At 67.9% G+C, this 17,470-nt stretch carries 19 protein-coding genes; 14 read left to right on the top strand and 5 right to left on the bottom strand.

The features are described 5' to 3' along the window. Positions 1–137: 137 nt before the first annotated feature. The gene (locus DQP56_RS12570) at positions 138–569 is read right to left on the bottom strand and encodes a type II toxin-antitoxin system Rv0910 family toxin (protein ID WP_112685893.1); all 432 of its coding nucleotides are present in this window, start codon (positions 567–569) and stop codon (positions 138–140) included. A 56-nt stretch (positions 570–625) separates the two neighbouring features. On the opposite strand from DQP56_RS12570, the gene DQP56_RS12565 reads away from it, so the two are divergent. Further along, positions 626–1,663 (top strand): AraC family transcriptional regulator, encoded by a 1,038-nt coding sequence (locus DQP56_RS12565; protein ID WP_165825006.1) that lies wholly within the window; start codon positions 626–628, stop codon positions 1,661–1,663. A gap of 77 nt (positions 1,664–1,740) precedes the next feature. After that, positions 1,741–2,631, top strand: coding sequence for a metal-dependent hydrolase (locus DQP56_RS12560; protein ID WP_112685865.1), 891 nt, complete (start codon positions 1,741–1,743; stop codon positions 2,629–2,631). Between the two features lie 3 nt (positions 2,632–2,634). On the opposite strand, the gene mntR is transcribed toward DQP56_RS12560, so the two are convergent. Next, entirely contained in the window at positions 2,635–3,333 is a 699-nt protein-coding gene (gene mntR, locus DQP56_RS12555) for a manganese-binding transcriptional regulator MntR (protein ID WP_112685863.1), read from the bottom strand. Between the two features lie 24 nt (positions 3,334–3,357). Here mntR and DQP56_RS12550 point away from each other — a divergent pair, with 24 nt between their 5' ends. The 5 genes from DQP56_RS12550 to DQP56_RS12530 all read left to right on the top strand — a co-directional run bounded on the left by DQP56_RS12550 (position 3,358) and on the right by DQP56_RS12530 (position 9,601). Beyond that, positions 3,358–4,341, top strand: a complete 984-nt coding sequence (locus DQP56_RS12550; RefSeq protein ID WP_165825005.1) for a bifunctional riboflavin kinase/FAD synthetase — start codon at positions 3,358–3,360, stop codon at positions 4,339–4,341. A gap of 118 nt (positions 4,342–4,459) precedes the next feature. Further along, the gene (gene rpsO / locus DQP56_RS12545) at positions 4,460–4,729 is read left to right on the top strand and encodes a 30S ribosomal protein S15 (RefSeq protein ID WP_013829467.1); all 270 of its coding nucleotides are present in this window, start codon (positions 4,460–4,462) and stop codon (positions 4,727–4,729) included. A 289-nt stretch (positions 4,730–5,018) separates the two neighbouring features. After that, positions 5,019–7,280, top strand: a complete 2,262-nt coding sequence (locus DQP56_RS12540; protein WP_112685859.1) for a polyribonucleotide nucleotidyltransferase — start codon at positions 5,019–5,021, stop codon at positions 7,278–7,280. Continuing rightward, entirely contained in the window at positions 7,258–8,571 is a 1,314-nt protein-coding gene (locus tag DQP56_RS12535) for a M16 family metallopeptidase (RefSeq protein ID WP_112685857.1), read from the top strand. Before DQP56_RS12540 ends, DQP56_RS12535 begins: the two co-directional genes overlap by 23 nt. Before the next feature lie 4 nt (positions 8,572–8,575). After that, on the top strand, positions 8,576–9,601 hold the full coding sequence (locus tag DQP56_RS12530; protein WP_112685855.1) for a nitronate monooxygenase: 1,026 nt from the start codon (positions 8,576–8,578) through the stop codon (positions 9,599–9,601). A gap of 5 nt (positions 9,602–9,606) precedes the next feature. On the opposite strand, the gene DQP56_RS25580 is transcribed toward DQP56_RS12530, so the two are convergent. After that, the gene (locus tag DQP56_RS25580; protein WP_165825004.1) at positions 9,607–10,776 is read right to left on the bottom strand and encodes a PPE family protein; all 1,170 of its coding nucleotides are present in this window, start codon (positions 10,774–10,776) and stop codon (positions 9,607–9,609) included. A gap of 16 nt (positions 10,777–10,792) precedes the next feature. Further along, complete coding sequence (locus tag DQP56_RS12520) at positions 10,793–11,092, bottom strand: PE family protein (protein ID WP_112685853.1); 300 nt, start codon at positions 11,090–11,092, stop codon at positions 10,793–10,795. Positions 11,093–11,458: 366 nt separating this feature from the next. Here DQP56_RS12520 and DQP56_RS12515 point away from each other — a divergent pair, with 366 nt between their 5' ends. From DQP56_RS12515 to DQP56_RS12485, 7 genes are all read left to right on the top strand, one after another. Beyond that, positions 11,459–12,370 carry a metal-dependent hydrolase gene (locus tag DQP56_RS12515; RefSeq protein WP_112685851.1) on the top strand — a complete coding sequence of 304 codons (912 nt, stop codon included), beginning with the start codon at positions 11,459–11,461 and terminating at the stop codon, positions 12,368–12,370. A gap of 30 nt (positions 12,371–12,400) precedes the next feature. Then, positions 12,401–13,336 (top strand): alpha/beta fold hydrolase, encoded by a 936-nt coding sequence (locus DQP56_RS12510; RefSeq protein WP_435673857.1) that lies wholly within the window; start codon positions 12,401–12,403, stop codon positions 13,334–13,336. Position 13,337: 1 nt separating this feature from the next. Beyond that, on the top strand, positions 13,338–14,423 hold the full coding sequence (locus tag DQP56_RS12505; RefSeq protein ID WP_112685847.1) for a PDR/VanB family oxidoreductase: 1,086 nt from the start codon (positions 13,338–13,340) through the stop codon (positions 14,421–14,423). 77 nt (positions 14,424–14,500) lie between these two features. Beyond that, on the top strand, positions 14,501–15,517 hold the full coding sequence (locus DQP56_RS12500) for an alpha/beta hydrolase (protein ID WP_112685845.1): 1,017 nt from the start codon (positions 14,501–14,503) through the stop codon (positions 15,515–15,517). A gap of 26 nt (positions 15,518–15,543) precedes the next feature. Beyond that, on the top strand, positions 15,544–16,281 hold the full coding sequence (dapB, locus tag DQP56_RS12495) for a 4-hydroxy-tetrahydrodipicolinate reductase (RefSeq protein WP_112685843.1): 738 nt from the start codon (positions 15,544–15,546) through the stop codon (positions 16,279–16,281). 50 nt (positions 16,282–16,331) lie between these two features. Continuing rightward, on the top strand, positions 16,332–16,748 hold the full coding sequence (locus DQP56_RS12490; protein WP_435673858.1) for a hypothetical protein: 417 nt from the start codon (positions 16,332–16,334) through the stop codon (positions 16,746–16,748). Continuing rightward, complete coding sequence (locus tag DQP56_RS12485; protein WP_112685841.1) at positions 16,745–17,200, top strand: flavodoxin family protein; 456 nt, start codon at positions 16,745–16,747, stop codon at positions 17,198–17,200. The genes DQP56_RS12490 and DQP56_RS12485 overlap by 4 nt, the downstream gene beginning before the upstream one ends. 6 nt (positions 17,201–17,206) lie before the next feature. On the opposite strand, the gene DQP56_RS12480 is transcribed toward DQP56_RS12485, so the two are convergent. Further along, the coding region (locus DQP56_RS12480) for a CDGP domain-containing protein (protein ID WP_112685839.1) at positions 17,207–17,470 on the bottom strand (264 nt) is incomplete at its 5' end.

The raw sequence follows: 17,470 nt of genomic DNA, 5'->3' as shown, positions 1-17,470 counted from the left end.
CGACTGCGGTCGGTGGCCGACCGGGCGATCATTGCCGCCAGTCCGGTGCTGCCCGGTGTTGAGGTCGCTGCGGCATCCGCGCCGGTGAAAGGGGAGTGGGTTCTGTCACGCCCGAGCGGGTGTCGGCGGTTGACGATTCAGGCGTACAGCGATTCGAAGCGCTTGATGGACCGCTCGATGTCGCCCTTGACCGCGCGGGCCGCGGTGGCCCCGATTGGGCCGAACAGCGGCCGGCCACCCAGGTCCATCCGCAGGGTGAACTTCGATCCCGATGCCGTCGGGGCGATCGCCAGGGTCAGTGCGTATTTGGTGCCGCCCACTCCGTCGCCGGTGAGCTCCAGCATCGCCGGTGGGTCGACCTTGCGGACCGTCCAGGTGACGCGGTTGCGCATCCCCTTGGCTCCCGCCACCCCGACCAGGGTCATTCCCGCCTCGAGTTCGGCTGGGATCTCACAACGCCATCCCTGATGCAGGGACAACCAGTCGCCCAACTCGGTTAGATTCGATGCGTGGGACCAGGCTTCGGCGGGAGGCAGCGACAGCTCACGGGACAGTTCAAGTTTTGCCATCGGCAAATCGTAGTGCGGTAGGAGCTACCCGATCCAAATTTGATACATTCGGACATGTGTCGATCTGTGGTGCCGCGCAGGCGGATTGGGATATTCCGCGGCCCGCGGCGACCTGCCGGCATCTGCTGGCGGCGGCCCGGCTGCAGGGCATCGATGCCGAGGACTGCCTGGCGGGAACCGATCTCGGTGTGGCCGACATCGAGGACGGTGCCACCGAAGTCCAAGCCGGTCAGGAGCTGGCAATCGTCCGTAACATTCTCGCGCGTGTTGATGATCCGCACGAGTTCGCCTGCGCCGTCGGGGTTCAGTACAACTTCGCCAACATGGGGATTCTCGGTTATGCATTGCTGGCGAGCCCGACGCTGGGTGATGCGGTCAACATCGCCTGCCGGTACGCGGCGCTGTCATCGACATTTCACCGCCTGACCCGCTGCGACACCGACGATGGTGCGGTCCTGGAATTCGACAACAGCGCTGTTCCCGCCGACGTGCGCGAGTTCATGCTCGAACGTGACATGTTCGCCGTGATCAACGTCGCGCCGCTGCTGATCGGACAGTTGGAGTCCACGATCGCACTGAAAGTGGAACTCCCCGGGATCGACTTCCCGGTTGATCGGCTGGAATTTCCCTGGCTGACAGTCGAGTTGGACCTGGCGTCGACACGCGCCGCGATTTCCATCCCGGCGAATGCGCTGGCGCTGGCGATGCCGGCCGCCGACGCCGCGACCGCACTGACGTGCGCTCAGCAGTGTGAGGAGTTGTTGGAGTCGCGCCGTCAGCGCCGCGGGCTGGCCGCGCTGGTGCGCTCCCGCCTGGTTCGCGATCCCGGCCAGCTGCCGGCCATGGCCGAGATCGCCGACGAGCTCTGCATCACCGAGCGCACGCTGCATCGCCGCCTCGCGGCCGAACACACCAGCTACCGCGCGCTGGTGGATGAGGTTCGGGTGACCCTCGCGGTGGCCCTGCTCGAGTCCGGGCTCACCGTCGAGGAGACGGCACGTCAGCTGGGCTATTCCGAGACCGCCGCCTTCACCCGCGCCTTCAGTCGGTGGACCGGGACGCCGCCGAGCAGACACCGTCGCGCCAAAGCCTGAGCGGGTGTCCGAATCGATCAAATCACTGTCCGATTCGCGCATTCCCAGGACCACTCGCGTCGGCCAGGCTGGTCCTCATGGTTGCTTCTCACGATGTGGTGGATCTGACGGTGCGGCGGATGAACTTCGGGTTCAACGATGCACCTCCGACAGACAAGTATTTCGCCGACGGCAGCATGGTGTTCAGCCACCTGGTGGCGATCCTGTCGGCGATCTTTCCGCCGGGCGAGGACATCTTCGTGCGGTCGGTTCGCCGCTACGTCGACGTCATCGACGACCCCGATCTGAAGAAGCGGGTCACCGGCTTCATCGGGCAGGAGAAGACGCACGGTTTGCAGCACCGGGAACTCAACGAGCAGCTGACGGCGATGGGATATCCGACCGCCTGGTTCGAGTACCTGCTGGGCAGCACCGAGCGTATGGAGAAGTTCCTCGACAAGCAGTACCCCGACCCGGGCCGGCTGCCGAGACTTCGCCATTTCTTCCTCGGATTCACGGTGGCCGCAGAACATTTCACCGCGGTGTGGGCGGCGAACATTCTCAAGCGCCCGGAAATCCAGACGATGATGTATGACCCCGAGATTCGTAACCTGCTCAACTGGCATGCGCTGGAAGAACTGGAACACAAATCGGTCGCGTTCGACGTCTACCGGGCCATCGGTGTTCCCGAATCGACACGCATCCGTTGGATGCGCTTCGCGCAGAACTGCGGGATACCGATCCTGGTGCTGTTCACGTGGCTGTCTATCGCCACCGTCGACGTCGAGGGGCGCCGTCAACCGTTGCGCATCCTGCGGGAGACCGTGCAGATGCTCCGCAACCCGATGTGGCAGGGCTTCTACGGCGACATGCGGCCCTTCAAGAAGCGGGATTTTCACCCCGACCAGATCGACACCGCCGAACTCGTCGCATATTGGCAGCGAGAACTCTTCGGTCCCGAAGGTGAACTCGCCGGCCACCTGAGATAGCGGCTAGACCATCCAGATCGCCTGCGCGGCGGGGCTTCCCAGGTCGATCATGGTCTGTTCCCCGTCGGGTGCCCCGGGAGGCGCCAGGGCCACCGAGATGATCCCGGCGAAGTCTCGGCGGGTGAGAACGTGCACCCGGGCATCGAGGCTGATGCCCACCCCGTCGAAGTAACGCAGCATTTCCGGGTCGGCATCGGAGATCCGCGCGACGGTCCCGGAGTCACCCTCGGCGCATTCCCACAACTGGCGTGCCGGGGGAGTGGGCACCCGCCCGTCTGCCGCCGGGATCGGGTCGCCGTGCGGGTCACGCTGCGGGAATCCCAACTTGGCGTCAATGCGGTCCACCAGCGCGTCGGAGACCGCGTGCTCGAGCACCTCGGCCTCGTCGTGCACCTCGTCCCAGCTGTAGCCCAGCTCGCGCACCAGGAACGTCTCGATCAAACGGTGCCGGCGCACCATGGCCAGCGCCGCCCGGCGACCCTCATCGGTGAGGCTCACCGCGCCGTACTTCTCGTGGTCCACCAGGCCGGCGTCGGCGAGTTTGCGGATCGACTCCGAGGCGGTGCTCGCCGAGACGCCGATCTTCTCGGCCAGCATCTTGGTGCTGACCTTGTCGGGTGACCATTCCTGCGCGGTCCAGATGACCTTCAGGTAGTCCTGAGCGACGGTAGTCAGCCCGTCCGACTGCTCCCAAGGGCTCACGGCACACAGTTTAGGCTTGCGGGTGTGCAACGGTGGCGGGGGCAGGACGAGATCCCCACAGACTGGGGCAGGTGCGTGCTCACCATCGGAGTGTTCGACGGTGTGCACCGTGGCCATGCCGAACTGATCGCGCACGCGGTGAAGGCCGGCAAGGCCCGCGGGGTGCCGACGGTGTTGATGACCTTCGATCCGCATCCGATGGAGGTTGTCTACCCGGGCAACCACCCGGCTCAGCTCACCACCTTGGCGCGCCGCGCCGAGCTGGTCGAGCAGGCCGGCGTCGACGTGTTCCTGGTCATTCCGTTCACCCCCGACTTCATGAAGCTCACCCCCGACCGCTACATCCACGAACTGCTGGTTGAGCATCTGCACGTGGTGGAAGTGGTGGTCGGGGAGAACTTCACCTTCGGGCGCAAGGCGGCGGGCAACGTCGAGACGCTGCGCCGCGCCGGCGAACAGTTCGGGTTCGCGGTGCAGTCGGTTTCGCTGGTGGCCGAGCGCGCCGACTCGGACATGACGCAGCCGGTCACCTTCTCCTCGACCTATATCCGGTCATGCGTGGACGCCGGCGACGTCGTCGCGGCGGCCGAGGCGCTGGGGCGGCCGCATCGCGTCGAGGGACTGGTGGTGCGCGGCGACGGCCGCGGACGTGACTTGGGCTTCCCGACGGCCAACGTGGCGCCGTCGGCGTATGCGGCCATCCCCGCCGACGGGGTGTATGCCGCGTGGTTCACCGTGCTGGGACACGGCCCGGTGCCGGGCACCGTCGTCGCCGGTCAGCGTTGCCGGGCTGCGGTGTCGGTGGGCACCAACCCGACCTTTTCCGGGCGGGCGCGCACCGTTGAGGCGTTCGTGCTCGACCAAACCGCCGATCTGTACGGACAACGGGTGGCCGTCGACTTCGTCAGCCGGATCCGCGGGCAGGAGAAATTCGACGCCGTGGCGGATCTGGTGGCGGTGATGAACACGGACGTGGAGAAGACCCGCGACCTGCTGGCCGAAGGCTGACCGCTCGCACGATTGGGAAGGGTGCCCGAGGCGCTGCTAGACTCGCCCCTCGGCGTGCTGCAGTCCGCGGTGGCCGCCGTCATTTCATTCGCGGGACGATATTGATGGAGATGTTTTCGTGGCGCTGACCGCCGAGCAGAAAAAAGAGATCCTGGGCAGCTACGGCCTGCACGAGACCGACACCGGATCGCCGGAGGCGCAGGTCGCGTTGCTGACCAAGCGGATCACCGATCTCACCGAGCACCTCAAGACCCACAAGCACGACCACCACTCCCGGCGTGGGCTGCTGCTGCTGGTCGGCCGGCGTCGTCGTCTGCTCAAGTACCTCGCCCAGGTCGATGTGGCGCGTTACCGCTCGCTCATCGAGCGCCTGGGCCTGCGGCGCTGACATTCGGCGACAACGCCGCCGTGTAGAGTAAGACCGTTCCGGGTTCCGCCCGGGCATCGGTGTGGCCCGCGCAGTCCGCGCGCGTCACTCCGGCACGTCACGACGGGACACGTTCCCGCGATCAGCCAGACCTGTGTCGGGCGGTCTTCGGTAGTGGCAGCCGGGTCTGAACGTTCGTGCAGAATCCGGCCGCTTCGATCGACGACCGTAGCCGCATCCAGGTTCGTCGCTGGTCTATGTCTGGCGTCGCGAAACAGCTGAACGAACCAGGAAGGCCGCACGGGCGTCCATGTCTGCAATTGAAATTGAAGAAGGCGTTTTCGAGTCCACCGCCACCCTCGACAACGGGAGCTTCGGCACCCGCACCATTCGCTTCGAGACCGGCCGGCTGGCCCAGCAGGCCGCCGGCAGCGTCGTCGCCTACCTCGACGACGAGACCATGCTGTTGTCGGCGACCACCGCCAGCAAGGCTCCCAAAGATCATTTCGACTTCTTCCCGCTCACCGTCGACGTCGAGGAGCGGATGTACGCCGCCGGGCGGATCCCGGGTTCGTTCTTCCGCCGCGAGGGCCGGCCGTCCACCGACGCCATCCTGACCTGCCGGCTCACCGATCGCCCGCTGCGCCCGTCGTTCGTCGAGGGCCTGCGCAACGAGGTCCAGGTGGTGGTGACCGTGCTGAGCCTGGACCCCAAGGAGCTCTACGACGTGGTGGCGATCAACGCCGCGTCGGCCTCCACCCAGCTTGCCGGCCTGCCGTTCTCCGGCCCGGTCGGCGCGGCGCGGGTGGCGCTGATCGACGGCACCTGGGTGGCGTTCCCCACGATCGAGCAGCTCGAGCGCGCGACCTTCGACATGGTGCTGGCCGGACGGGCCGTCGACGATGGTGACGTCGCGATCATGATGGTCGAGGCCGAGGCCACCGACAACGTCATCGAGCTCATCGAAGCCGGCGCGCAGGCGCCCACCGAGACCGTGGTGGCCGAGGGCCTGGAGGCGGCCAAGCCGTTCATCGCGGCGCTGTGCAAGGCCCAGCAGGAGCTGGCCGATGCCGCCGCCCGCCCGACCGCCGAGTACCCGCTGTTCCCGCCTTACGGTGACGACGTCTACTACTCGGTGGCGTCGGTCGCCACCGATGAGCTGGCCAAGGCGCTGACCATCGCCGGCAAGGCCGAGCGCGACGAGCGCACCGAGGAGATCAAGGCCGAGGTCATCGAGCGGCTCGCCGAAACCTACGAGGGCCGCGAGAAGGAGATCAGCGCGGCCTACCGCAGCCTGACCAAGAAGCTGGTTCGGCAGCGGATTCTGACCGATCACTTCCGCATCGACGGCCGCGGGATCACCGACATCCGGGCCCTGAGCGCCGAGGTCGCGGTGGTGCCCCGGGCGCACGGCAGCGCGCTGTTCGAGCGGGGCGAGACCCAGATCATGGGCGTGACCACGCTGGACATGATGAAGATGGCGCAGCAGATCGACTCGCTGGGGCCGGAGACCTCCAAGCGGTACATGCACCACTACAACTTCCCGCCGTATTCCACCGGTGAGACCGGCCGGGTCGGCTCGCCCAAGCGCCGCGAGATCGGCCACGGCGCGCTGGCGGAGCGGGCGCTGGTTCCGGTGCTGCCCAGTGTCGAGGAGTTCCCCTACGCCATCCGGCAGGTGTCGGAGGCGCTGAGCTCCAACGGTTCCACCTCGATGGGCTCGGTCTGCGCCTCCACGCTGTCACTGCTCAACGCGGGCGTGCCGCTGAAAGCTCCGGTCGCCGGCATCGCGATGGGCCTGGTCTCCGACGATGTCGAGGTCGACGGTAAGACCGAACGCCGGTTCGTCGCGCTCACCGACATCCTGGGCGCCGAGGACGCGTTCGGCGACATGGACTTCAAGGTGGCCGGCACCAAGGACTTCGTCACCGCGCTGCAGCTCGACACCAAGCTCGACGGCATTCCGTCCCAGGTGCTCGCGGGTGCGCTGGCGCAGGCCAAAGATGCCCGGTTGACCATCCTGGAGGTGATGGCCGAGGCCATCGACGCCCCCGACGAGATGAGCCCCTACGCGCCGCGGGTCACCACCATCAAGGTTCCGGTGGACAAGATCGGCGAGGTGATCGGGCCCAAGGGCAAGATGATCAACTCGATCACCGAGGAGACCGGCGCCCAGATCTCCATCGAGGACGACGGCACCGTGTTCGTCGGTGCCACCGACGGCCCGTCGGCGCAGGCCGCGATCGACAAGATCAACGCGATCGCCAACCCGCAGCTGCCGAAGATCGGCGAGCGGTTCCTGGGCACGGTGGTCAAGACCACCGACTTCGGCGCGTTCGTGTCGCTGCTGCCGGGCCGCGACGGGCTGGTGCACATCTCCAAGCTCGGCAAGGGCAAGCGGGTCGCCAAGGTCGAGGACGTCGTCAAGGTCGGCGACAAGCTGCGGGTGGAGATCGCCGACATCGACAACCGCGGCAAGATCTCGCTGGTGCCCGTGGAAGATTCGGCTGAGTCGGCCGACTCAGGCCAGGGGTCCGCTCAGCCTGTCGATGCCGCGGCAACCGAGAGCTGACATCGCGCGCGCCACACTGCGACGCACCACCCTGCCGGGCGGGCTACGGGTCGTCACCGAGTACCTCCCGGCGGTCCGTTCGGCATCGGTGGGCGTCTGGGTCGGCGTCGGATCACGTGACGAGGGCGCCACGGTGGCCGGGGCGGCGCACTTCTTGGAGCACTTGCTGTTCAAGGCCACCCCGACCCGCACGGCGACTGGCATCGCCCAGACCATGGACGCCGTCGGCGGTGAGCTCAACGCCTTCACCGGCAAGGAGCACACCTGCTACTACGCCCACGTGCTCGACACCGACCTGGAGTTGGCCGTCGCACTGGTGAGCGACGTGGTGCTCAACGGATCCTGCGCGGCCGCTGACGTCGACCTCGAGCGCGACGTGGTGCTCGAGGAACTCGCGATGCGCGATGACGATCCCGAGGACGCCCTGGGTGATGTGTTCGCCTCGACGCTGTTCGGCGACCATCCGATCGGACGGCCGGTGATCGGCAATGTCGAGTCGGTGTCGACGATGACGGCCAAGCAGTTGCGCTCGTTTCACCAGCGCCGTTACACACCCGAGCGCATGGTGGTGGCGGTGGCGGGCAATGTCGACCACGAGACGGTGGTGGCACTGGTACGAGAACACTTCGGGCACCGGCTGATCCGTGGTCAGCGGCCCGCCGCACCGCGACGTGGCACCGCCCGGATGCCCGGTGCCCCCGGGTTGACCCTGATCAATCGCGACGCCGATCAGACCCACATGTCGCTGGGGGTGCGGGTCCCGGGGCGCTACTGGCAGCACCGCCAGGCGCTGGCCGTGCTGAACACTGCTCTCGGTGGGGGCCTCAGTTCCCGGCTGTTCCAAGAGGTTCGGGAGTCCCGCGGGCTGGCGTACTCGATTTACTCGTCGGTGGACACCTTCGCCGACGCGGGTGCGCTGTCGGTCTACACCGCCTGCCAGCCGGAGCGGTTCGCCGAGGTGGCGGCCGTGACCGCCGAGGTGCTCGACTCGGTGGCACGCGACGGCATCACCGCCGAGGAATGCCGGATCGCGAAGGGGTCGCTGCGTGGCGGGCTGGTGTTGGGCCTGGAGGACTCGGGTTCGCGGATGAACCGGTTGGGCCGCACCGAACTGAACTACGGCCGGCACCGGCCCATCTCCCGCACGCTGCGGGAACTGTCCGCGGTCACCGTCGAGGAGGTCAACGCCGTGGCGAAGCGACTGTTGCACCGGCCCTACGGTGTCGCCGTTCTCGGCCCGTACCGGTCGAAAGGGGCGCTGCCGCGGCGGTTGCGGTCGATGGCAGGCTAGGGGGATGGTGTTCAGCTTCTCCGAACTCGCGATCCCGTTGGTCGGTGCTCCCATGGCCGGGGGTCCCAGCACGCCGGCGCTCGCCGCGGCGGTGTCTGCGGCCGGTGGCCTGGGATTCGTCGCCGGCGGTTACCGCACTCCGCAACAGTTGGCCGACGAGATCACCGCCGCGCGCGACGCCACCACCGGACCGATCGGCGCCAATCTCTTTGTGCCCCAACCCAGCGTCGCCGACGTGGTGCTGCTCGACGATTACGCCGATCTGTTGGACCCACTGGCCGAACACTACGGCGTCGAGCTGGGCCGGCCCCGCTTCGGCGACGACGACTGCTGGCCGGAGAAGCTCGAGGTGATCGCCGACCTGCGGCCCACCGCGGTGTCGTTCACGTTCGGGACGCCTTCGCCCGACCAGCTGGCGAGACTGCGCGCGTTGCGCATCCTGACCATGGTCACGGTGACGTCGGCCTACGAGGCCGGCATCGCGGTGGCACACGGCGCCGAGGTGCTGGTGGTGCAGGGTCCCGACGCCGGTGGCCACCGCGGCACGTTCGCCCCCGACATGCAGCCGGGCAATGACAGCCTGGAGGATCTCCTGGCCGAGATCGGCCATGCCCACGGCGATGTCCCGCTGGTGGCGGCCGGTGGTCTGGGCACCGCTGCCGCTGTGGCCGGGGTGTTGCGGCGTGGCGCGGTGGCCGCGCAGGTCGGTACCGCACTGCTGCTGGCCGATGAGGCGGGCACCAACCCGACGCACCGGGCGGCGCTGACCAACCCGGAATTCGGCAACACCACGGTGACGTGCGCGTTCTCCGGCCGGTATGCCCGCGGCCTGGAGAACGACTTCACGCGAGCCTTCGACAACGTGGCGCCGGTGGGATACCCCGAGATCAACCACATGACCACCCCCATCCGGGCGGCGGCGGTGGCCATGGATGACCCGCACGGCACCAGCCTGTGGGCCGGGACCGCATATCGCGCCGCCCGTTCGGGTCCGGCTGCCGACATCGTGTCCGGGTTGGCGTCGGATTGAGCCGGTCACCACATGGTCGACCGTCGTCCCTTGACGGCCTTGCGTTTGGCGTCCTCCTCGGATGCCTTGTGGTTTCGGGACCCGGCGCCGCCGCGCCCGTCCATCGCCATCAGCGGTGCACCACCGAATAGCGGCATGCCGCTGAACATTCCGGCGGCGCGTTCGCCCGCGACGACGTTGGCCGTCGAGAACTCGGCTGCGGCCAGCCGCATTTCCGGGGCGGCTGTGGCCCAGGCCTTGGGAACCGACAACCCGCTGACCGAGGCCGCATTGCCCAGGCCCGCCGACATCGCCGCCGACGACAGGGTGGCGGTGGCGCCCTCGACCGGTATCAGACCCAGCGGCAGGCCCGCCGCAAAGGACGTGGCCGACAACGCCTCTAGGCCGAAGGGTGCCGGGAGCCCGGCGGCACCCAGGATGTACTCGGGTATGAAGGCGGCGATGATCGCGGTGAGCATGAAGGTCGACACCGGGGCGGCGCCCAGCGTGGCCAGGTCGCTGAAAATGTCGGGAAGCATCAGCGACGTCGCGTCCGCCGCCCCGGCCATCGCATGCGGCATCGCCTGCATTGCCTGGTTGACGGTGGCTTGCGCGGCTCCCTGCCCCAACGCCTCGGCGGCAGCGGCACCTTGCGTCGCCACGCCGGCCGGGTCTGCGGTCTGGGGCGGCGCGGTGAACGGGACCATCTCCGATGCGACCTCAGCGGCTGCGGCATAGCCGTACATCGCTGCCGCGTCCTGCGCCCACATCTCGCCGTAGAGGGCCTCGGTGGCGGCGATGGCCGGGGCGTTTTGACCGAAGAAGTTCGTTGCGACCAGGGTGGCCAACTGCGCTCGGTTGGCGGCGATGGCCGGCGGCGGAACGGTCATGGCGAACGCGCCCGAATGGGCCGTGGCCGCGGCCATCGCCTGGGCGCCGGTCAGTTCCGCCTGCTCGGCGGTGGCGGTGAGCCAGGTGGCATACGGTGCCGCCGCCGCCGCCATCTTCGTCGACGACGCACCCAGCCATGCGCCGCTGGTCAGCTCGGTTACCACTGCTCGGTAGCTCGCGGCAGCGGTGTGCAGTTCGGCGGCCAGCTCAGTCCAGGCAGCCGAAGCAGCCACCAGCGACCCTGAACCGGGGCCGGCGTACATCCGTGCGGAGTTGACCTCCGGCGGTAGCGCTGCGAAATCCATGGGTGCGTCTCCTGCTCTACCCGGCCGCGACCGCGTTGGCGGCTTCAGCGACGGCATAGGTGTTCGCGCTGCCATTGAGGGTCGCCACGAACATCTCGTGAATGGCGGCGGCGTGAGCGCTGACTTGGTGGTAGTGCTGTGCCTGGGTGGTGAAGCGTGCGGCCAGCATCGCCGAGACCTCGTCGGCGGCCGGGGGCAGCACCCCGGTCGTGGGAACTTGCGCGGCGGTGTTCTGGGAGGCGAGTGCGACCCCGGTGCTCGACAAGCAGTCGGCGGCGGCCCGCAACGCTTCGGGATCTGCGGTGAGGAACGACAAGAAGCTCTCCTTAAAACAATGGCAGACAAGGCAAACGACCGGTCTAAGACCGGACAGGCTGTGCCTCAACGTTTCCTGGGAACATCCGACACGTTTCCTGACCGTGCGGCCGAACTCCAAGCGGGTTAACAACGTCTTAACGTTCGCCGCGAGATATTTACAGAGCTGTCAATATCCCGGGTCTCGATTAACGCGACGGACACCTCCGCGGCGTTCTACGGGATGCCCCGGTACCGGCGGTACCGTTATGATCGGGCCAAGCAACGAGCCACGAGAACCGGCAATCCCTTAGACGTTTACGGGGCCCTTGTCGAGGACAACGACATCGAATATGGTTTTGTAAACACGCTCGGTGAAGGAGTTGCCATGCTTTCGGTTGATGACCGAGCCGCAGGCCCGCACGGTACTGGGGCGCAGGACCACGAGCGCATCGTGCTCCAGGCCCGCGACGTCGCATTCGACTGGTCGGACCTGCCGGTGCACTATGTGCCCGGCGAACCCTTCGCCACCCACTTCTGCAATGTGCTGCATCTGTTGTTGCCCGCCGGCGAGGAGTTCTTCGTCGAGGTGTTCAAGCAGGCCCTGCCGCTGATCAAAGACGACCAACTGCGCCTCGATGTCCAGGGGTTCATCGGGCAGGAGGCCATCCATTCCCAGGCGCACGCCGGTGTTGTCGACCACCTCGCCAGCCGCGGCGTCGACATGGCGCCGTTCACCGCCCAGATCAAGTGGCTGTTCGAGAAGTTGCTCGGCGACCGCCCGCACTGGAGCAAACGCCGCCGGCAGCGCTGGCTGCTGGAACGGGTGTCGCTGATCGCCGCCGTCGAGCATTACACGGCGATTCTGGGCGAGTGGGTCCTCGACAGCCCGGCACTGGATGAGTCCGGAGCGCACCCGGCGATGCTGGACATGCTTCGCTGGCACGGCGCCGAAGAGGTCGAGCACAAGGCCGTCGCCTTCGATGTGATGAAGCACCTGCGCGCCGGATACCTCCGGCAGGTCCGCACCCAGCTGATCGTCACGCCGCTGATGCTGTGGCTGTGGGTGCGCGGGCTGCGGTACATGTACAAGGTGGACCCGGAATTGCCGGCGGGAGTCAAACCGCGCTGGCGGGACTGGTTTGTGGTGGCGCGCCGCGGGCTGGTTCCCGCTCCGTTCGAGTTCATGCCCGCCATCGCCTCCTACTACCGGCCGGGCTTCCATCCGGCGCAGCTCGGCGGGGTGGAGAAGGCGGTCAACTACCTGGCGGTGTCACCTGCCGCTCGTGCCACGCACTGATCGGTGCCGAGCCGGAAAGGACTGCAGTCGATGAACTCTCAGACCACTGTGACGGCAACCGACGGGGTGGCCCTGGCGGTGCACGCCTACACCGACGTCGACCCGCGGCGCCCCACCATCCTGGCCATCCACGGCTACCCGGACAACCACCACGTCTGGGACGGGGTGGCGCACAAGCTGCTGGAGAACCACCCGGGCAAATACAACATCGTCGCCTACGACGTGCGCGGTGCGGGGGTGTCGTCGCCGCCGCCGGACCGGTCCGGCTATCGGCTGCCCCAGCTGATCGCCGACGTCGGTACGGTCATCGAGCATCTCGGGGTCGACGACGTCCATCTGCTGGGCCACGACTGGGGTTCGATCCAGGGCTGGGCGGCGGTGACGGATCCCGTCGTCGGGCCCAAAGTTGCTTCCTACACCTCGATTTCGGGGCCGCATCTGGATTACGCGGGCAAGTTCCTGCGATCGCCCCGCAACCCCCGGACGCTGCTCGCCGTCGCCCGGCAGGTGTTGGAGTCGGCTTACATCTGGCTGTTTTTGACCCCCCGGTTGCCAGAGGCGATCTTCCGGTCCGGTTTCGGCGGCAAACTCATCGCGACACTGGAGCGCATCGGCCGCTCCGGTGCCAGCCCGTGGGAAACGCTGCGGGGCGACAACGACTACCTCAACGGACTCAATCTCTACCGGGCGAACATGCCCAGGCCGCTGTTCAAACCGGCCACCCCGCTGCCCACCACCGAGGTCGCCGTACAGGTGCTGGCGCCGCGCCTGGATCTCTTCGTCAGCCCTGCCGTACAGCGATTCACCGGCGCGATACCGCCCCGGAACCGGGTGCTCGACATCGACGGCGGGCACTGGGTGGTGACGGACCGCCCCGAGATCATCGCCCGGCTCACCGACGAGTGGGTGGAGCAGAACAGGATCGGCAGCGCGGACACCCCCGACAGCGACATGCGGCAAAGCTGAGATGGCGCAGGAGATCTGGCGATCCCGCCCCGCTGACCTGTACGGCCGGCGTAAGCACGACCGGTTCTTCAACATGCTCTGGGGAGCGGTGACGATCTTCAGCGGGGTAGCCGCGCTGTCGCGCTGGAAGCCGTCGCGGGTGGTGCCGGTCTCGCGGACGATCGAGGCCGTCGTCACCAAGCGCGAGATGCTGACCCCGGACGTGGTGGCGCTGACCCTCGCCCAACCCGACGGCGGGCTGCTGCCGTCCTGGACTCCGGGCGGTCACATCGACGTGCAGTTGCCGTCGGGTCGTCGCCGGCAGTACTCGCTGTGCGGGGTGCCCGGCCGGCGCACCGAGTACCGCATCGCGGTGCGCCGACTCGACGACGGCGGTGGCGGGTCGGTCGAGATGCACGAGGCCTACGCGGTGGGTGACACCCTGGTTTTCGAGGGCCCCCGCAATGCGTTCTATCTCGGGACCGACGAGAGCGACGTGCTGTTCGTCATCGGCGGGATCGGGGTGACTCCGATGCTGCCGATGCTGCGCGAGGCCGCCCAGCGTCGAATCGACTGGCGCGCAGTGTATGCCGGCCGCAGTCGGGCCGACATGCCGTTGCTCGACGAGGTGCTGGCAGTAGACCCGGAGCGGGTCACGGTGTGGGCCGACGACGAGCACGGCCGGTTCGCCAGCACCGCGGAACTACTCGCCGGAGCCGGTCCGCGAACCGCGGTGTATGTGTGTGGCCCGACCGCGATGCTCGAAGCGGTGCGGATCGCCCGAGACGAGCATGGCGCGGCTGTTCCAGCGCCGCTGCACTACGAGCGGTTCAGCCCGCCGCCGGTGGTCGACGGTGTGCCCTTCGAGCTGGAGCTGGCCCGGTCCGGTCGGCTGCTGCTGATCCCCGCGGACCGCTCGGCACTGGACGTGATGCTCGACGCCGATCCGACGACGCCATGCTCGTGCCGACAGGGGTTCTGCGGAACCTGCAAGGTAAAGGTTGTCTCCGGTGACGTCGACCGGCGCGGCCGCACCGCCGAGGAGGCCGACGAGATGCTGGTCTGCGTATCGAGGGCCCGCGGTGGCCGGATCGTGATCGACGCTTGAGCGTCGGCGGCCCTGATACGCAGGCGGTTCGGGTCAAACCGCAGCGCTCGCCGGCGATCTGCCCCTAGACTGCCCGGATGTCCGGAGCCGGTCCGATCCATTCCGCAAGTCTGCCCGCCAAGCTCATTTTCGCCGTCGCGAACGCCGTCACGCCGCGCCTGGTGCGGCGACTGGTGTTGCACGCCGGCAGCGGGACGGTGGCCGGCCGGATGACGACGATGGGCCGACGGATCAACACCATCGCCAGGCTGCAACGAGTGCGGCCGTTCCTCGGTGTCGGCTTCACCCGCGGCACCGGCGCAGCCGTCCCCGTCGAGGTCGTCCGCCGAGTCGAGCGGTCCCGACCGCTGGGCCAGGCGTTCACCGGCGGCGCGATCCTGTACTTCCATGGTGGCGGCTTCATCACCGGCGGCCTGGACACCCATCTGCATGTGGTGGCCAAACTCGCCCGCCGCACCCGGTTGCCGGTCGTGCACGCCGACTATCGGCAATTCCCGCAGGTCACCGTCGACGGTTCGGTCGACGACTGCGTCGGCGCCTACCGCTGGCTGCTGAGCCAGGGCGCCGACCCGGCCAAGACGGTGCTCGCCGGGGACTCCGCCGGGGGTTTTTTGGCGTTCGCGACGGCGCTGGCCGGTCAACAACGCGGCCTGCCCGCCCCGGCCGGGGTGGTCGGGATCTCGGCGCTGCTGGAATTGGACGGCGTGGCGCGCGACACCCACACGAACCAGAGCGCCGACGCATTCGGGATACCGGCGGTGCTGCCCGACCTCATCGACCTGGTGTGCCCCTCGGCGAAGCTGCGCCAGGAACTGTCGCCGATCAACGGCCGGCTCGACACGATGCCACCGGCCCTGCTGATCGCGGCCGAGTCGGAGATCCTGCGCTGCGATGCCGAACGGCTGCACGCCGCGCTGCAGCAACTGGGCCGGTCCAGCCGACTGGAGCTGTGGGCGCGGCAACTGCACGCCTTCCCGGCGCTGTTCCCGTTCCTGCCGGACAGCCGGGCGGCGTTCGATCTCATGTGCCGCTTCGTGGCCGAACGCCTCGCGGATGCCGACCGGCCCGGCGAGACCCGCCGAGAGGTGTCCTGAGGCCCACTGCCGCTAGGGTGGCAGCCATGCGGGTAGCAGTGCTGGGCGCCAGGGGCAAAGTCGGCGCCACCATGGTGGCGGCGGTGCGTGACGCCGATGATCTGACCCTGTCCGCCGAGGTCGACGCCGGTGACTCGCTGAGCCTGCTGACCGACGGTGACACCGAGGTCGTGATCGACTTCACCCACCCCGACGTCGTGATGGACAACCTGAAGTTCTTGATCGACAACGGCATTCACGCCGTAGTCGGCACCACGGGATTCACCGCGGAGCGGCTCGCGCAGGTGCGGTCCTGGCTGGAGGCCAAACCCGGTGCGGCGGTGCTGATCGCACCCAACTTCGCCATCGGAGCGGTGCTGTCGATGCACTTCGCGGTCCAGGCCGCCAAGTTCTTCGAATCGGTCGAGGTCATCGAGCTGCACCATCCACACAAGGCCGACGCGCCGTCGGGTACCGCGACCCGCACCGCGGCGTTGATCGCCGAGGCCCGAAAAGGCCTACCGGCCAACCCCGATGCCACCAGTACCGGCCTCCCGGGAGCCCGCGGCGCCGATGTGGACGGTGTCCCGGTGCATTCGGTACGGCTGGCCGGGCTGGTCGCCCATCAGGAAGTGCTGTTCGGCACCATGGGGGAGACGCTGACCATCCGGCACGACAGCATCGACCGGACGTCGTTCGTTCCCGGGGTGCTGTTGGCGGTGCGCCGCGTCGCCGGCTTTCCCGGGCTGACGATCGGCATCGAACCCCTCCTCGACCTGGACTAGCCGTGGTCAAGGTGTCGGCGGCCGCGCGAACGAAGGCGCTCATCGCCTTCATGTGCCTGGCGTTGCTGATGTATCTGGTGTTTCTGGGCCGGACCGCGGTGCTGCTCATCGGTTCCGGATCGGCGCCGGCGATCGGGATGGGGCTGGCGCTGCTGATCATGCCGTTCATCGGGCTGTGGGCGATGGTCGCCACGTTGCGCGACGGCTTCGCTCACCAGCGGCTGTCGCGGCTGATCGCCGCCGACGGGATGGAACTCGAGGCCGGCGCGCTACCGCGACGCCCGTCCGGCCGCATCGAACGCGACGCGGCCGATGCGCTGTTCCGGACGGTTCGCGACGAACTCGATGCCGAGCCCGACGACTGGCGGCGCTGGTACCGGCTGGCCCGGGCCTATGAGTTCGCCGGGGACCGTCGTCGGGCGCGGGAGGCGATGAAGACCGCGGTCCGACTGCAGGAGAGCCGATGAGCAAGACGCTGCTGGTGGTCCACCACACACCTTCGCCCTACTGTCAGGCGATGTTCGAGGCCGTCGTGTCCGGTGCGAGCGCTCCGGAGATCGAGGGCGTGGAGGTGGTGCGGCGGGCGGCGCTGTCGGTGTCGCCGACCGACATGCTGTCCGCCGACGGCTACCTGCTGGGCAGCCCGGCCAACCTGGGCTATCTCAGCGGGGCCCTCAAGCACGCCTTCGACGTGTGTTACTACCCGATTCTGGATTCCACCCGCGGCCGGCCCTTCGGGTTGTATCTGCACGGCAATGAAGGCACCGAGGGAGCCGAACGCGCCGTCGACTCCATCACGACGGGCCTGGGATGGCTCAAAGCCGCCGACTACGTCGTCGTCTCCGCCAAGCCCGACAAAGATGAACTGGAAGCGTGCTGGGAGCTCGGCGCGACGGTGGCCGCGATGTTGATGGACTGAGCACCGCTACGGGCCGATGTGGGTCTCCGGTTGGTAGAACGAGTGGAACGGATACTGCCGGCCCAGCGGCCCCATCTGATGGCAGTCTTGCTGCGACGGCGGTGATTTCGGTGGTTCGTAGTAGTAGATCACACACCGCTGCCAACTGCCGTCGGGCTGAATCGGCCCATCACACTTCTGGGCGGTGGAGAAGAACAGCAGGGGATTGTCTTGACAACCGGCATGGGCGTGCGGCGCCGAGCCGATCCCCAACCCGGCCATCAGCCCGGT

Source organism: Mycolicibacter senuensis (assembly GCF_003284925.1).
Taxonomy (GTDB): domain Bacteria; phylum Actinomycetota; class Actinomycetes; order Mycobacteriales; family Mycobacteriaceae; genus Mycobacterium; species Mycobacterium algericum_A.
Note: the sequence above shows the minus strand (reverse complement) of the source record. Positions and strands in the feature narration are given on the sequence as shown.

Bases quoted from the DNA above. Each gene is read 5' to 3' on its own strand.
- DQP56_RS12570 (WP_112685893.1), bottom strand. From the start codon at position 569: ATGGCAAAACTTGAACTGTCCCGTGAGCTGTCGCTGCCTCCCGCCGAA.
- DQP56_RS12560 (WP_112685865.1), top strand. From the start codon at position 1,741: ATGGTTGCTTCTCACGATGTGGTGGATCTGACGGTGCGGCGGATGAAC.
- DQP56_RS12540 (WP_112685859.1), top strand. From the start codon at position 5,019: ATGTCTGCAATTGAAATTGAAGAAGGCGTTTTCGAGTCCACCGCCACC.
- DQP56_RS12535 (WP_112685857.1), top strand. From the start codon at position 7,258: ATGCCGCGGCAACCGAGAGCTGACATCGCGCGCGCCACACTGCGACGC.
- DQP56_RS12530 (WP_112685855.1), top strand. From the start codon at position 8,576: ATGGTGTTCAGCTTCTCCGAACTCGCGATCCCGTTGGTCGGTGCTCCC.
- DQP56_RS25580 (WP_165825004.1), bottom strand. From the start codon at position 10,776: ATGGATTTCGCAGCGCTACCGCCGGAGGTCAACTCCGCACGGATGTAC.
- DQP56_RS12515 (WP_112685851.1), top strand. From the start codon at position 11,459: ATGCTTTCGGTTGATGACCGAGCCGCAGGCCCGCACGGTACTGGGGCG.
- DQP56_RS12510 (WP_435673857.1), top strand. From the start codon at position 12,401: ATGAACTCTCAGACCACTGTGACGGCAACCGACGGGGTGGCCCTGGCG.
- DQP56_RS12505 (WP_112685847.1), top strand. From the start codon at position 13,338: ATGGCGCAGGAGATCTGGCGATCCCGCCCCGCTGACCTGTACGGCCGG.
- DQP56_RS12500 (WP_112685845.1), top strand. From the start codon at position 14,501: ATGTCCGGAGCCGGTCCGATCCATTCCGCAAGTCTGCCCGCCAAGCTC.
- dapB (WP_112685843.1), top strand. From the start codon at position 15,544: ATGCGGGTAGCAGTGCTGGGCGCCAGGGGCAAAGTCGGCGCCACCATG.
- DQP56_RS12490 (WP_435673858.1), top strand. From the start codon at position 16,332: ATGTGCCTGGCGTTGCTGATGTATCTGGTGTTTCTGGGCCGGACCGCG.
- DQP56_RS12485 (WP_112685841.1), top strand. From the start codon at position 16,745: ATGAGCAAGACGCTGCTGGTGGTCCACCACACACCTTCGCCCTACTGT.